The organism is Rheinheimera soli, from assembly GCF_021290985.1.
Lineage (GTDB): Bacteria > Pseudomonadota > Gammaproteobacteria > Enterobacterales > Alteromonadaceae > Pararheinheimera > Pararheinheimera soli.
The window spans coordinates 84,932-100,480 of sequence record NZ_JAJOYU010000003.1 but is presented as its reverse complement, the minus strand read 5'-3'; the positions used below and the strand labels follow the sequence as shown (position 1 = coordinate 100,480).

The 15,549-nt window shown below is 45.5% G+C and carries 14 protein-coding genes; 2 read left to right on the top strand and 12 right to left on the bottom strand.

What is annotated here, in order from left to right; all coding sequences use genetic code 11:
- Positions 1–211: 211 nt before the first annotated feature.
- Genes LSG37_RS03800 through LSG37_RS03790 form a run of 3 tightly spaced genes read right to left on the bottom strand, consistent with a single transcriptional unit; the run spans position 212 to position 2,153 of the window.
- A complete protein-coding gene (locus LSG37_RS03800) occupies positions 212–1,180 on the bottom strand; it encodes a sensor domain-containing diguanylate cyclase (protein WP_233078610.1) in 969 nt (322 codons plus the stop codon).
- Positions 1,180–1,791 carry a chemotaxis protein gene (locus tag LSG37_RS03795; RefSeq protein ID WP_233078609.1) on the bottom strand — a complete coding sequence of 204 codons (612 nt, stop codon included), beginning with the start codon at positions 1,789–1,791 and terminating at the stop codon, positions 1,180–1,182. The genes LSG37_RS03800 and LSG37_RS03795 overlap by 1 nt, the downstream gene beginning before the upstream one ends.
- A complete protein-coding gene (locus LSG37_RS03790; protein WP_233078608.1) occupies positions 1,788–2,153 on the bottom strand; it encodes a response regulator in 366 nt (121 codons plus the stop codon). Before LSG37_RS03790 ends, LSG37_RS03795 begins: the two co-directional genes overlap by 4 nt.
- A 279-nt stretch (positions 2,154–2,432) precedes the next feature.
- Between LSG37_RS03790 and LSG37_RS03785 the strand changes: the two genes are divergently transcribed.
- Both LSG37_RS03785 and rdgC read left to right on the top strand, forming a co-directional pair.
- Positions 2,433–4,181, top strand: a complete 1,749-nt coding sequence (locus tag LSG37_RS03785; protein WP_233078607.1) for a sensor histidine kinase — start codon at positions 2,433–2,435, stop codon at positions 4,179–4,181.
- Positions 4,182–4,310: 129 nt separating this feature from the next.
- The gene (gene rdgC, locus LSG37_RS03780) at positions 4,311–5,207 is read left to right on the top strand and encodes a recombination-associated protein RdgC (RefSeq protein WP_127020430.1); all 897 of its coding nucleotides are present in this window, start codon (positions 4,311–4,313) and stop codon (positions 5,205–5,207) included.
- 54 nt (positions 5,208–5,261) lie between these two features.
- Here rdgC and LSG37_RS03775 read toward each other — a convergent pair whose 3' ends face one another.
- The 9 genes from LSG37_RS03775 to nqrE form a co-directional block, all read right to left on the bottom strand.
- Positions 5,262–6,101 carry an HDOD domain-containing protein gene (locus tag LSG37_RS03775; protein ID WP_233078606.1) on the bottom strand — a complete coding sequence of 280 codons (840 nt, stop codon included), beginning with the start codon at positions 6,099–6,101 and terminating at the stop codon, positions 5,262–5,264.
- A 103-nt stretch (positions 6,102–6,204) separates the two neighbouring features.
- Positions 6,205–6,624, bottom strand: coding sequence for an HIT domain-containing protein (locus LSG37_RS03770; RefSeq protein ID WP_233078605.1), 420 nt, complete (start codon positions 6,622–6,624; stop codon positions 6,205–6,207).
- Positions 6,614–9,280, bottom strand: coding sequence for an ATP-binding protein (locus LSG37_RS03765; RefSeq protein ID WP_233078604.1), 2,667 nt, complete (start codon positions 9,278–9,280; stop codon positions 6,614–6,616). The genes LSG37_RS03770 and LSG37_RS03765 overlap by 11 nt, the downstream gene beginning before the upstream one ends.
- A gap of 75 nt (positions 9,281–9,355) precedes the next feature.
- Positions 9,356–10,192: an MBL fold metallo-hydrolase gene (locus tag LSG37_RS03760; RefSeq protein WP_233078603.1), complete on the bottom strand. Its 837-nt coding sequence runs from the start codon at positions 10,190–10,192 to the stop codon at positions 9,356–9,358.
- A gap of 8 nt (positions 10,193–10,200) precedes the next feature.
- Entirely contained in the window at positions 10,201–11,496 is a 1,296-nt protein-coding gene (locus LSG37_RS03755) for an NCS2 family permease (RefSeq protein WP_233078602.1), read from the bottom strand.
- Between the two features lie 114 nt (positions 11,497–11,610).
- Positions 11,611–13,149, bottom strand: a complete 1,539-nt coding sequence (locus LSG37_RS03750; protein WP_233078601.1) for a M17 family metallopeptidase — start codon at positions 13,147–13,149, stop codon at positions 11,611–11,613.
- Positions 13,150–13,304: 155 nt separating this feature from the next.
- Positions 13,305–13,517 (bottom strand): (Na+)-NQR maturation NqrM, encoded by a 213-nt coding sequence (gene nqrM, locus LSG37_RS03745; protein WP_233078599.1) that lies wholly within the window; start codon positions 13,515–13,517, stop codon positions 13,305–13,307.
- 161 nt (positions 13,518–13,678) lie between these two features.
- Positions 13,679–14,905 (bottom strand): NADH:ubiquinone reductase (Na(+)-transporting) subunit F, encoded by a 1,227-nt coding sequence (gene nqrF / locus LSG37_RS03740; protein ID WP_233078590.1) that lies wholly within the window; start codon positions 14,903–14,905, stop codon positions 13,679–13,681.
- A gap of 25 nt (positions 14,906–14,930) precedes the next feature.
- Positions 14,931–15,539, bottom strand: coding sequence for an NADH:ubiquinone reductase (Na(+)-transporting) subunit E (gene nqrE, locus LSG37_RS03735; protein WP_233078588.1), 609 nt, complete (start codon positions 15,537–15,539; stop codon positions 14,931–14,933).
- Positions 15,540–15,549: the final 10 nt, after the last annotated feature.

Sequence of the window (15,549 nt, the reverse complement as noted above, 5' to 3'; positions counted from 1 at the left end):
TTACTCCTTGCTAAACGAAAAAGGCCCGTGACAGGGAGGTCACGGGCCTTTTTGAAAACAATACGCCGCCGACCTCCTACCCCGCAGGGTTGGTGGTAATAATAATGGTGAGTGTATTGCGGATTTGTGTCTTTTTCATACTGTCTATATGCTCAAAGTTTTAGACGTCTGTCAATCTAAATGTTTAGATTATTCTAAAATTCGTTGAGGCTTAATTTGCCTTCAGCAGAAACTCTGTTTCGCCTTCACTAAAAGAAACCACTCTGTTGCGACCTTCTCTTTTGGCGTTATAAAGCGCTATATCAGCCTGACCTATCAATACTTCGTGGGCTCTGTCACCCGCGGCATCCAGTTGTGCCACACCAATACTGACTGATGTAGCTATAGACTGCTCATGGAATGTGACAGCTGTACTATTGACCGCCAGACAAATACGTTCAGCGACTTCGATAGCACCAGCCAAAGCAGTATTGGTCAGCACTATGCCAAATTCTTCGCCACCGTAACGACCAAACCAGTCTGTATCTCGCAATAAGGCTCTTACCCGTGCAGTTAACTCAATCAACACAGAATCTCCACCTAAATGGCCATACTGATCATTGAGCTGCTTAAATTTATCCAAATCAAACAATAACAGCGACAGGGGTTGCTGGTAACGCTGTGAACGTTGTACTTCCAGTTTCAGTTGATCTTCCCAGTAACGTCGGTTTAACGCCTGAGTTAAACCATCAATGCGGTTACTAAGTTCCAGTTTTTCTAAGGTCGTTTGCAAATGTTGCTGGTAGACAAAAGCATCAGTGGCGTCTTCAATCAGTAAACATACATAACGTCGGCCAGCCGGATCCTTCAGCGGTAACATAGTGCAATTTTGCGCCATATACTGGCTTGAACTGGTGACGGGTCTCAGGTGCGGCAGCTTAATAATATACTGGCGTTGTTCCCAACTACTGAACGATGGGCTTTGTAATTCCAGTACTGAGGCAAACTTACGCCTCAGCCAGGCTTCAGGTACATCGGTGAATACCTGAAATAAGCTTTTTCCTTTTACCTCAGACAGCTGCACTGAACTATGGCGCTGTAAAAAGCTATTCAGGTACACCAGTTGCAAGTGTTCATCGACCACCAGCACGCCACTATTGAGTTGCTCTAATACAGGGCCGGTTAACCAGTCTTCAGACATCAATACTCTTCCAAAATCCGATCCAGAATGTGCTGTATATTTGACACAGCTTCTCCTGGAATTAATAACAACATATCGCAATTAAAAGAATGATCGATTAACTGATAACTGATGTCTACTTTTAATGCCAGTTCCCAGTGGAAAGCGGTTTCCTGCAAAGCCTGGCTCACATTAGTTTGCCGTGACGATAAAACCCGCGGCGCACTGTAGGACAGACTGTTATCAATTTGATCGGCCAGCCCATTTAAAAAAGTGGTAGTTAAAATTGAACTGATGTCCGTCAGCATTTCAAGCTCAGAAGCACTGTCCGTGTCATACCCCAACAAAGCAGCAATTCGATGCGCGTTATCTAACTGGTATAAAACTATCGCCTCGCCTCGTAAGCCATCATTGCCTAAAAAGCCCTGACTGACTAAAGCAGCTTCTGTATTGCTATAACGAGCTTCAAATTGAGCCGGAATTTGAGCCGAGCTTACCAACTCAATGGCCGGCACCTGTAAATGCACAAAGGTATTTAAAAAACGGGCAAGTTTGTCGCTGGCCAGGCCCATAGCGACATTGATCAGCTCCTGCAAACAATCCCTTTGTTCTTCAGAGAATACTGTACTCATATCAGTCCATATTGTTTCAAAATGACGACAAGCTTTTCCGGATTGACAGGTTTATGGACAAAAGCCAAAGCCCCCAGTTCTGTCACTCGTTTTTGCATTTCAGGTTGAATATCAGCCGAAATCACAATAACGAAACAATCCAGACCTTCCTGTTTAATGGCTTCCAGCACACCTATGCCATCCAGCTCAGGCATCGTCAGGTCTAAAAACACTAAGCCGATCTCCTGGCTGCGCAGAATAGCTAAAGCTTCCACACCATTGCCCGCAGTCAAAATATCAGCATCAAAAGACTCAGGTAAAGATTTACGCACTTGCTTTCGTGCCAGTAAGGAGTCGTCACAAATTAATACGGGTAACGCCATTAACACAGCCTCTTTATTATGGTTTTATTTGTTTTCACTTCTATGCGCACAGTTCAATTATTGGACATTGATACCATACTGAATGCCACTGCAATTGAACACCATTAAATGCGTCTTTTGCCCTAATCTAACAATTTGCAGCAGTGTGTTGCCAAAGCCGCTCTTGTTGCCTAGTCTCTAAGTTATTTATTACATATAGTATTTTCATTTAAACAGATCTTCTATAAGTTAGTGTTTCAATGGTATTCATCATTAAGCCGAACCAAACAAGGTTGTTTCATGCAGCAGAAAAGTTTATCGCGTAAGCTGCTGACTAAAGTTTTGTCAGTGTATTTTATCCTGACCTTTATTGTGACTTTAGGCCAGATTGTTGCGGAGTACTTCAACACCAAAGATCATATCAATGGTGAATTGGCGACATTACAACAGACCTTTTCTGGCAGTCTGACCCGGGCTATTTGGGAGCTAAACACCCAACAAGCATTGATTATCGCTGATGGCCTGCTGGCAATCCCTGCCATCGAAGGCATTATAGTAAGGGACGATAGTGGCGCTGTTATTACACAACTAGGTCGTTATATCGATATCAGTGAACGTTACAGCAATCAGCTGGTGCAGGAAGGTATTCGATTAACAGAACAAAACTCGGGGTTATTTGGTTATACCTTTCCGCTTATTTTTGAATTCTCAGGCCGCGCGACTCAAGTAGGCGATGTCACGCTGTTCTCCAGCCGCGCTGTGGTGCTTGATCGGATTAAAATTGGTATTTATTTCCTGGTCGGTAACGCGGTATTAAAAACTACCTTTTTAATTATTCTGTTTTTACTGGCCTTTCGCAGTCAGTTGACCTTGCCTCTGAGCGAACTGACCCAACAAATTGAAGATTTGGAGCTGGATCATCTGGAAGGCACCAAAGTTGAAGTACGCCACGATGAAGCCAATGAACTCAGTGTGATGGCAGATGCCTTTAACCGTCTGATCGCTCGTGTACAGGATTATAAAGTTCAGTTGGAAAGTACGCAGAAACAGCTGCTGCATTCCAATGAAAAACTCGATCAGCATAACTTGCTGCTGGAGCAGGAGGTTGCACGTAAAACCTCAGGTTTAAGTCAGGCCATGATGGATTTGCAGCAGCAAAAACAAGAGCTGGAAGTAAAACAGCAAGCCTTGCGGGAAGAAATAGAACGCCGCCGCCATAGTGAAGAAGCTTTACGTGGCAAACAAAGCGAGCTGGAAAAAACCGTGGATGATTTAAAGCAGGCTCAGGATCGCTTAGTACAGTCAGAAAAAATGGCGGCTTTAGGTGGCTTTGTCGCTGGTATTACCCATGAAGTGAATACTCCGGTAGGCATTGGCGTCACAGCCACCAGTTTTTTGGCAGAAAAATTGGCTGCGCTGGATTTGGCTTATAAAGACAAAACCTTGTCTCCCAAAGTGCTTGAGCATTTTATTGAAGAAGCCAAACAAAGTACCTCTTTGCTGCAGTCCAATCTGACCCGCGCTTCAGAGCTGATTGCCAGCTTTAAACAAATAGCGGTCGATCAAACCAGTGATGCCATTCGTACTATTAATCTGGCCGAATACCTGCACGAAGTCATTCGTTCCTTGCAGCCAAACTTTAAAAAAACCCGCCATCATATTGATGTGAATTGCCCGGAAAGCCTGATGCTAAGCTGCCCTGCCGGTGCTATTTCACAGATTTTTACCAACCTTTTAATGAATTCGTTAATTCATGGTTTCGAAGAGCTGGAAGAAGGTTATATCCGCATCACTGTGCTCGATGAAGGGCAAATGGTCGATATTACCTACTCTGACAATGGCCGGGGCTTGACCCAGGAGCAGTTGGAAAAACTGTTCCATCCGTTTTTCACCACAAAACGTGATCAGGGCGGTAGCGGTTTAGGTACTCATATTACCTACAATCTGGTGCGTCAGACGCTGGGCGGTTCAATTCAGGTCAGCAGCGAACCTGGTCATGGCCTGAGTTACCATATTCGTTTCCCGAAAAATTTAAAACGTAACTCCTGAAGCTGATCCATGATAAAAGAGCCCGGTCTTGTGCACCGGGCTTTATTATTTTTAAGCGGAAAAAGTCAAAATCCTGCAGTTGAACTCTGTATACTAAGCCGCAATTCTTCAAGCTAGAGTAGTCCAATTATGTGGTTTAAAAATTTACGTTTGTATCAGGTCACCGAAAACTTAAACACCGATCAGGATCAATTAGAGCAGGCCTTAGCTGCATTCAAATTTACCCCTTGCACCTCGCAGGAAGCCATTAAAATGGGCTTCACCAGCCCTTTGCATCCAAGCCTGAAGCAATATTGCCACCAGACCAATGACGTGATGTTATTTGCGGTGAAACGTCAGGAAAAAGTACTGCCAGGTTCAGTGGTCAATGAAGAGCTGGCTCCCAAAATTGATGCAATGGAGCAGGAAAAAGGCCGTCCTTTAAGCCGCAAAGAAAAGCAGGCGTTAAAAGAAGAACTGATCCAAACTCTGTTACCCCGTGCTTTCAGCAAATCCAGCGTGACTACCGCCTTGTATGACAAACAACAAGGCTGGTTATTAGTGGATACCAGCAGCGCCAGCAGAGCAGAAGAGTTATTGGCTTTGTTGCGCAAAGCTTTTGGTTCTTTACCTGCGATGCCACTTTTGGATAATCATCAGCTCAATCAGCAACTACATTTCTGGTTGCAAGGCAAAGAATTACCGGAAGGTTTTCAGTTAGGTGCTGAAGCTGAATTAAAAGCACCGGATGAAGAAGGCGCTAAAGTACGCTTTATTAACCACTTGCTCAGTGCCGATGAAGTACAAAGTCATTTACAGGATAAACTGGTAACTAAGCTGGCGTTAGAACAAGACGAAAAGGTCACCTTTTTGATTTGTGAAGATGGCAGTATTAAGCGTCTGAAATTCCATGACTTGCTATCGGGTTCCAATGAAGAAATGGGTTGGGATGATGTAATAGGTCGCTTAGACGCAGATTTGTTACTAATGACGGACGCACTGCGCCACGCCTTACTGCCACTAAAAGCCAATATCGCCGTTCAGTAAAATGCTCGCGGAGAAGCCCTGCATTGCTGCGGGGCTTCATTTGCGGACACTTAATTAGCTAAATAATGCTTTTACTTCCTGAGAAATCAGACGAATTTCTGTGATATCCATAAAGTTAGCGTCCGGTACTATATGACGCTCAATATAAGGTTGAAACGCCTGCAAACGGGCTGTTCCTTCCAATGGGCTCTGCACCAGAGCACCAAGCCGGATAAAATCTATATAACTGACCTCACCAGCATGATAGGACGAATTGTTCCAGTTCAATACTATTTGCACATAAGTATCTGAAAAGTCCCAGGCCCGCATAATGCTGGACCCTATCTGGCCAGATAAAGTGCTGATGGCATTTTCTAAAAATTGCGGATCGCCAAACACGGTTTGATAACGTTCAGCCTCAGTCAGAATAGGCAAAGCGCCAATCAGGTGCATCAAACCAGCCAGTGTCATCACGTCCAGATTTAAATTGCAGTGTTTGTTCTCTGCCATATACAGCTTTAAACAAGCCAAGGCTATGCTGGTGACATTGACACTATCGCGCCAAACCTGCGACATCCTTTCTTTGATTTGTTCATGCTGAGAGACAAAAAGTTGCTCCATCGCCATAGCAGTAGCGATATTTTTTACCTGACTTAAACCTATACGAGTGATCGCCTGATTTAGCGAGTTCACTTTAATAGAGCGCCCCATAAAGGCGCTGTTGGCCACTTTGATCATACGGGCCGCTAAAGCGGGATCCTGTGCTATGACATCCGTAATCATCTGCAGGTTACTGTCTGGATCATCTGCAGTTCTTCTGACCCGAATAGCCATTTCAGGTAAAGTTGGCAGCACCAGCATATCTGTGCGGATCTTCTCAACCAATATGGTTAATAAGGCATTTTCAGCCGACATAACAAGGTTCCTTACAACAATAAATTTCAGACAATCAAGGCCTGATGCTCACTCAGATACACCACAAACAACGTGGTAATTCTACTAGTTTAGGCCTGAACCGTCATGAGGGTGAGGTTAATAACGCCAACTTTTGTTTTAACTGCTGCAAGGCGGTTTCACTATAAGCTCTGGCCGGCACTTTACCCCAAACCGGAGCAGGCCATGCACTGTCATTTTCATAACGCACTATATGATGCAGATGTAACTGCGGTACCATATTTCCCAAAGCGGCCACATTCAGTTTTTTGGCCTGAAACTCCACTTTCAGAAAGGTCGACAAATGCATACTCTCATGCCATAGCTGTTGTCTTTCAGTTGCTGACAAATCAATGATTTCAACCATGTCCAAACGCCTTGGGATCAAAACAAACCAAGGGTAATTGACATCGTTCTGCACTCGTAGCTGACACAAAGGCCAGTCGGCTAACCAGATACTATCGCGCTCCAGCTCTGGCGCCAGCTTAAACTCATTATGACTCACGACTCACCTCCGGTTCTGTCCCTTGATCTGCTGACACCAAAGCCGCAAATTCAGCCATAAGCTGGTTCACCTGTTCGAAATTGGCACTTTGCGACGCCAGCTCAAGTTTTGACATCAATTCAGTTAACTGCGGATAACCCATACTGCCGGCACTGCCTTTGACACTGTGAGCTTCGTATTGCATACGACTCCAGTTGGCTGAAGACAACCAAAGCTGAAAGTCGTTCAGCATGGCAGGCAGCGCAAGTTTAAAGTCTTTTTTCAGCTGCATAATGACAGGATCAGATGCCAGTTGCGCTTCCAGCTGTTCATCCAGCGTGGTGCCTGTCTGACAAAACTTTTGTATCACAGCTAAGAACTCTTTTTGCACTATAGGTTTGGATAAAACAGCCTGGCAGCCAGCTTTGAGATAACGGCTTTGATCTTCACTCATCACGTTGGCAGTCAGAGCCACTATAGGTAAGTCTATCCCGGCATGACGTATCAAGGCTGTGGCTTCTTCCCCACCCATTTCCGGCATCTGCATATCCATCAAGACCAGATCAAAACTTTCCAGCAGCACCCGCTCAACGGCTTTATGGCCATTCTCTACAATTACAGCCTGAATACCCAACTTCTGCAACAACACCTGAATAAGCAGCTGATTATCTGGATTGTCTTCGGCCACCAGCAATTTGAGCTTGTGGTAGTCTGTCGCTGCTTCGACTTCCGGGGTTTCCGCAGTAGTACGCTGATAACTGTGCACCAGACTAATATGTTGATGTTCACAAGCCATCACAATCTCAAAACAACTGCCAATACCTTTGACACTCTCTACCTGAATGTCGCCTTTCATCTGCTCCATCAGTTTTTTTGAAATACAAAGGCCAAGCCCTGAACCACCAAAATTACGGGTGACAGCGGCATCGGCTTGCACAAAAGGCTGAAACAACTTACTTAATTCTTGATCGGTAATGCCAATGCCTGTGTCTTTAATTTTGATCCGCAGCACTTCTTCCGGGGTTTGGTAGGAAATACTAATCACCACCTTGCCCTTTTGAGTAAACTTCACAGCATTAGAACTCAGGTTCAGCAGTACCTGGCGGAATCTTAAAGTGTCGGTGTAGATAAACTGAGGCAAGGGATAGCTTAATTCCAGCAGACATTGCAGACCTTTTTGTTCGGCCTGTTGTTTAGTCAGCTGATAAATATCATCCACTATAGCTAACAGATTGACCTGCTCTGTTAGCAACTCTAACTTGTCGGCTTCGATTTTAGACAAGTCGAGAATATCGTTAATCAATGCCAGCAAATGATCACCGCTACGCAACACCCGACTCAGGTAATCCAGTTGGCGGTGAGGATCATTTTCATGAATGGCCTGCTCACTAAAACCAATAATAGCGGTCAAAGGTGTGCGAATTTCATGGCTCATATTGGCCAAAAATACGCTTTTTAATCGGTTGGCTTGTTCTGCCACTTCGCGAGCCAGGATCAATTGCTGATTAGCATCTTCCAGTTGCTGATTCGCATTGGCTAAATCCTGAGTTCTGGCCGCAACTTTGTCTTCTAACTGCAGCTGATAAGCCCGCTCACGTTCTCGGTACACTCGCAGTTGTCGTACCATCACATTAAAAGCAGCAAACATATCACCTAATTCGTCCTGCTTTTTGACGGTCAGTACAGTAGATAAATCCCCTCGCCCTACCGCAGTTTTAGCTGCAGTGAGTTCTCGTATTGGTGTCAACACAAAACGGGCCAACACCCTGTAAATCAATACCGGCAAACCTACACAAAACAGCACACAAAACAAAGCAATTAACGAGGGTTTATACTCCATACTTCTGGCTAACAATGCAGGTTGGATCCCCATCACTAGCTGATAAGGCCCGGCCAGAGACACACCAGTCACCAGCATAGACTGGCCAAGTAACAAGGTTGGCACAAACTGATGTTGGTCAACACTGGCCTGAATTTCAGTGAAATGAACCGGAGAAAATGCACTGCCCATCAGTAAAGCATTTTCGGAGAACGCTATTGTAGCGGCCTGACTCACAACCAGAGGAGCCCTAAACTCACCAGCTAACTCAGTGATAGCAGTCCGGAAAAGTTCAGGCTTTATCACAAGAACCACGTATCCCCACAAACGTTTGATATCACCGGGCGACTGCCCCGATAAGTAGAGCTTTTGCGCAACATACAAATTAACCTGACTGGAGCCTTGTTCACTGGACAGAAAAAAGCCATTGTCATCCAGCATAGACTGCAAGGCAGAAAAATACTGGTTCCTGAACCTGCTGGTCTCTACCGTCTTTTTCTGTAAAGGGATGGTCAACTGATAGTCGCCATTTAAGCGAATAAACTTAACAGAGCTAATTTCCGGATCGGTTCTGAGGTAACGCTCAAACTCATGCACCAACTCTGAAGCTGGCTGCAGTTCGCCTGAGATAAAACGTTCAACAAGATTCTGAGCAGATAAAATCTGCAAGCTTTGCTGGTAGGAGGATAACTTCAGCCTTATATCCTGTTGTCGTTGCACCAGCTCATTTTTTATCTGTAGAAAAAGCTGCTGCTCGTAATAGCGGGCACTGAAGTGATAAGACAAATAACCCAGAATTAATGAAGGCAAGACCAGGATCGGTAGCATGTAGACTACTAAAGTTTCACGTAACCTCATGAAGATCCTGGTTTATGCCCTAAAAGCGCTCAATGATGTGGCAAAGCATAACCAGAGCGCTAACGAACTACAAGACTAAGCTTTAAATAGCGTACGGATCCAACGCTCTTCAGTAATAAAGTTCCAGCTCCAGCTTTTCCATTGTGCTGATAACCCTTGTGCCACTATTTGATCTTCGGTATTGCCTTCCGCTTTCAACGCATTCACTTCAGCAAGCGTCTGTTCCATCATGGCTAAAAAGCGCTGTAAGCCCGCCTTATCCATTAAATCACCATGACCAGGTATTAGTCTGGTTTTATCATCGATTTGCCCCAGCAGCAGTTTGACGTTGCTGATGTAACCCGCAACAGAGCCGCCACTTTTCAGATCAATAAAAGGGAAACGGTCAGCGAAAAACAGATCGCCCATATGCAGCACATTGGCCTCTTTAAACCAGACAACCAAATCGCCATCAGTATGACTGACGGGCATAGTCACCAGCTGCAAATCAACCCCATTCAGCGACAGCTGTTTTTCACCGACAAAAGTTTCTGTCGGCAAACCCGCCACCGGGAATTTGCTGTCAGCTTTTAATCGGGTTAATACGTTGGTGTGCGCAATAATCTGAGCACCAGAAGCTAAAGCCGCATTGCCATTGACATGATCACCGTGAAAATGGGTATTGATCAGAGTTTTGATTTGCACTCCGGCTTGTTTGCTTTCAAGCTCAGCCTTAATTTGAGGCGCCATATGCTCGTACTGTGAATCCACCACCAGCGCACCTTGTGGCCCTACAACAGCAGCAATATTACCGCCAGCCCCTTTAATCATATATAAATGCGGTGCTAATTCAGTGCTTGTGACTTGTACTTTATCCTGAGCAGTTACAGCAGCGGATAACATCAATGCCAATAAAACCGTTACTTTTTTCATACCCTTCCTTATGCAAAGAAAAATTTCGCAGCAAAAACTGCGGTTAACACCCAGACGCTCAAGGTCGTTTTCGACAAACGTCCTGTTACCAAACACAGCACCGCATAGGTAATAAAGCCCATGCCTATACCATCGGCAATAGAAAACGTCAGCGGCATCATCACCAGGATTACGACCACTGGCACAGATTCGATCAGATCGTTCCACTCTACATGCTGCAAACTGCTCAGCATCAGAGTGGCCACATAAAGCAATGCCCCTGCCGTGGCATAAGCAGGTACCATAGCAGCCAGAGGAGATAACCAAAGCGCTGCTAAAAAGGCCAGCCCAACCACTATTGCAGTTAACCCTGTGCGCCCTCCTGCACTGACACCAGCTGTGCTTTCCACATAACTGGTTGTGGTTGAAGTGCCCAATAAAGAGCCCGCTATAGTGGCAGAACTATCGGCCAATAAAGCATCTTTTAAACGCGGTATATCACCATTAGGTTTCATTAAACCCGCTCTTTGACTGACTGCCACCAAAGTGCCTGAGGTGTCAAATAGGTCCAAAAACAGCAAACTTAAAATGACCGGGATCATGGCCAATTGCAGCACAGAGGCGAAATCCAGCTGCAAAAAAGTAGGAGCTAAAGAAGGGGGGACAGCCACTATGCCATTAAATTCTGTATCGCCCCGCCACCAACCTATAGCAGTGATCACTAAAATACTGATAAACACAGCAGCATGTTGCTTACGATGCGCCAGCGCAAAAATCAGGAAAAAACCTGCGATGGCCAGCAGTACTTTAGGGTCATGCAAATCACCCAGAGTGACCAAAGTGGCAGGACTAGCCACTATGATTGTCGCCGTTTTTAATGCAATCAGCGCCAGAAACATACCGATGCCTGCTGCTATACCCATCTTTAACGCAAAGGGGATACTTTGAATAATCCACTCGCGAATTCTAAAAATGCTCAGCAATAAAAACAAAACACCTGAACAAAATACTGCGGCTAAAGCCGTCTGCCAGCTATGACCTTGTTCCAGCACTATGACATAAGTAAAAAAAGCATTCAGCCCCATGCCCGGAGCCAAAGCCACAGGCAGATTCGCCAACATGCCCATAGCAATAGAACCAAAAGCTGCAGCCAGACAAGTGGCAACAAAAACAGCGCCGTGATCCATGCCGGTTTGCGCCAGCATACTTGGGTTCACAAACAGGATATAACTCATCGCCATAAAAGTGGTTAAACCAGCGATCAGCTCTTGTTTGATACTGGTCTGGCGCGCCGTCAGCTCAAAATAACGATCTATAAAATTCATAAAGAACTATCCATTTGTGAGAAGCCAATCTGTCGCTTGCCTATGTGCCATGATCTATAAAGCAAAAACCCGAAGCATAGCCCCGGGTCTTTAAACAGCCAAGCAAATTTTAGTTTAGAGGCAGTAGTAAGCGGCCAAAGCAGCCACTGGCGCGGCTGATGGTTTACCATGTTGCCAGTCGCCGCCGTCCACACCACTGCCCGCTATATCAATATGACAATAAGGCAGTGGTTGTTCTGTATTTAATCCATGTTGATCCAAACCAGCAGCAGCCACTAAAAACGCCATTGGGAACTGATGGCCACGAGGGGTTACCGAAGAAGCAGCATTATTGCAGCTTAATAAATCATCGGCAGAAGTGCGGCCTTTGATAAAGCTGAAGTCTTCACGACGGCTGCGGGATATTTCGCTTGGGTCGGCCCATAAATCACCAATCATAGCTAAATCAGCGGACAAACCTATACGACGGGCGGCACCGTTTTCCACCAAAGCAGTATAGGGGCCAACAGCACGTGCAGCATGGCCTGTTAAAGTCGCAATAGAATACAAGGTTGGATTGACAGCAGTTTTGGCGTCTTCACGTAAATGCGACAGTAAGTCGGCCAGTACCAGGCGACCTTCAGCGTCCGTATTACCTATACGTACCCGCACACCAGCATGACTGGTAATTATTTCATCCGGCACAAAAGCATCTGCTCCTATGCTGTTACGCACAGCACCAATTTCTGCAATGATTTTTAACCCTTTGGGCTTCAGCAAAGCCACAGTTTTCAAAAGACCAGCCACAGCTGCAGCGCCACCTTTATCACGACTCATGCCAGCCATGCCGCCGCCGATTTTTAAGTCGGCACCACCAGTGTCATACACCAGGCCTTTACCGGCAAATAACAGGGTGTGTTCGATTTCGCCTTCGCCCTGATATTCCAGTCGGATCACAGCTGGTTTATGGCGGTCCACCTGCAAAGAGCAACGGGCTACGGCCATCAGCAATGGATAGTCTTTTTGCAGCACGTCGACTTTGGTTTCTACCGAAACCTGAACATCAGTGCCCGCAAAAGCTTCCACACAATAATCGGCAAAACGACGCGGAGCCATACGCTCAGGCTCAGTACCACATAAATCACGGGCGACACGCTTCCCGGCTTCCACAGCACTCATATAACTGGCTTGTTGTTCCGATACTGCTATCACCCCAATCGCAATAACAGGTTCTATGGTGGCTTCACCACGGGCTTCACGGCCCTCTAAAGGCTGCCATAAGGCCTGACAAGCACCTAAATAAGCCACTTCAGCTGCATATTGATAAGCATCAGAGTCTGGCGCTATGACATACAGCGCTGGAGACTTAGCACCTGCGGCTTTAGCCTGAGTAATCCCTTGCTTTGCTGCATCATAAAAACTACGGACATCATCATAATCCCTGTCCAGCGTGCCTGTAGGCGAAAGCACCAGACGTTGGCCCGGCGCTTTTCCTGACAGTAACAGTACAGTTTCTTTACCAATACGACTGTCGATCGCTGCAGCAGCCTCAATTTCAGATTGCAATTCAGCTACGGCTGTAAACGTCGACGCAATAACGATCAGAGCATCCCATTGGGAGTCATTCAGTGCAGCCTGAACAGAAGAAACAGCGATAGCAACCGGATAAGACATAAGATGACCTCAGTAAAAAAAGAGCTGCATTATTGAATAGGTTGCGCTTTGAGGCAATAGAGCGAAATGGGGAGAGGTACAGGGCTTGTAGCTAAAAACTGACAAGCCAGCTAAAGCTGGCTTGACGGACATTTAACAGATGGACATAAACTGCATCAGATAATTTTATTCTGCTGCCATTCTTGCTCTTTTTTCATCCGCTCTTTGCGTTTTTCACAAGGCGTATCGCAATCACAGGCCTTTTCGATACCTAAAGCACCTAAGCCACCACAGCTGCCTGCTATGGTTTTACGTTGCACCATATAGCCGATAGCCATAGCAGCAACTACAACTATCAGGATGACAAATGTAAAAATAAAAACTTCCATAGCAACCTCATCAAACTTAGAAGTTCTGAACAAACAGTCTGCCTGCTTGCTCAATAAAGGCGGCTATTGTAACAAGTTTCGACCGCAATCCCTATGCAAAAACAAACTGCAGACAAATAAAAATGGGGTCCTAAGGACCCCATTTTTTAATTTGCTATGGCTTAACCGCCGAAGTCGTCCAACAGTATGTTGTCGTCTTCTACGCCTAAATCTTTCAGCATGTTGATCACTGCTTTGTTCATCATCGGTGGACCACACATATAGAACTCACAGTCTTCCGGAGCTTTGTGGTTTTTCAGGTAATTTTCAAACAATACGTTGTGAATAAAACCTGTGTAACCAGTCCAGTTATCTTCCGGCTGTGGATCAGATAAAGCCACGTGCCACTGGAAGTTTTCATTCTCTGCGGCCAACATGTCGAAATCTTCAACATAAAACATTTCACGCTTAGAACGGGCACCGTACCAGAAGCTCATCTTACGCTTGGATTTCAGGCGGCGTAACTGGTCAAAAATGTGCGAACGCATTGGGGCCATACCAGCACCACCACCTACGAATACCATTTCTGCTTCAGTTTGTTTCGCGAAGAATTCACCAAATGGACCAGAAATCGTCACTTTATCGCCAGCTTTTAAGCTCCAGATGTACGAGGACATTTTACCGCAAGGTAAGCTCAGGTTATTTGGCGGCGGAGATGCGATCCGCACGTTTAACATGATAATGCCTTCTTCTTCCGGGTAGTTCGCCATAGAGTAAGCACGAATAGTTTCTTCGTCTACTTTGGACTCCAGTGTAAAGAACTTAAAGCGTTCCCAATCACCACGGTATTCAGCCGGAATATCAAAGTCAGCATACTTCACATGGTGAGCAGGCGCTTCAATCTGGATGTAACCACCAGCACGGAAAGGTACTGATTCGCCATCAGGAATAGCCAACTTCAATTCTTTGATAAAGGTTGCTTTGTTATCGTTAGAGATAACTGAACATTCCCATTTTTTGATACCAAAGATTTCTGGTTCAACTTCGATTTCCATGTCAGTTTTTACACTGACCTGACAAGCTAAACGACAACCTTCACGACGATCACCTTTAGTCAGATGGCCCATTTCTACAGGTAGAACGTCGCCGCCACCTGCATGAACATGAACACGACACTGACCGCAAGAACCACCGCCACCACAAGCTGACGACAGGAAAATACCTCTGTCAGCTAAAGCGTTCAGTAGTTTGCCGCCAGCTTTTGTCTGAATAGCTAACTTAGGGTCGCCATTCACTCCAATGGTAATGTCACCTGAAGACACCAGTTTGGCTTTAGCAGCTAAAATCATAACAACTAAGGCTACAACCAGCAGGGTGAACATCCCAACGCCAAGATATATCTCTTGCATTGTTCTTTCCTTTTACAGCAATTGCTTACAGTGAAACGCCTGAGAAGGACATAAAGCCCAAGCCCATTAAACCAACCATGATAAAACGTGAACCTAAACCACGCACGCCTGCTGGCATGTCGGCATATTTCAGTTTTTCACTGACGGCGGCCATTAATGTGATAGCCAGAGTCCAGCCAATACCACTACCTAAACCAAAAACTACGCTTTCACCGAAGTTATAATCGCGCTCAACCATAAAGGCTACAGCACCAAAAATCGCGCAGTTTACGGTGATCAAAGGTAAGAAAATACCTAAGGCGTTGTACAAAGCAGGCACGTACTTGTCTAAGAACATTTCTACGATTTGTACCAAAGCCGCGATCACACCAATGTAGGTGATAAAGCCAAGGAAACTTAAATCTGTATCAGGAAAACCAGCCCAGGCTAATGCGCCAGGTGCTAACAGGTTATGGAAAACCAGGTTGTTCACAGGCACAGACAAAGCTAAAACGAAAGTAACAGCAATACCTAAGCTGAACGCCGTTTTAACTTGTTTTGACACTGCAATAAAAGTACACATACCGAGGAAAAAGGCCAAAGCCAGGTTCTCGATAAAGACAGCACGGACAAATAAACTAATGTAATGTTCCATTGATAGCCCC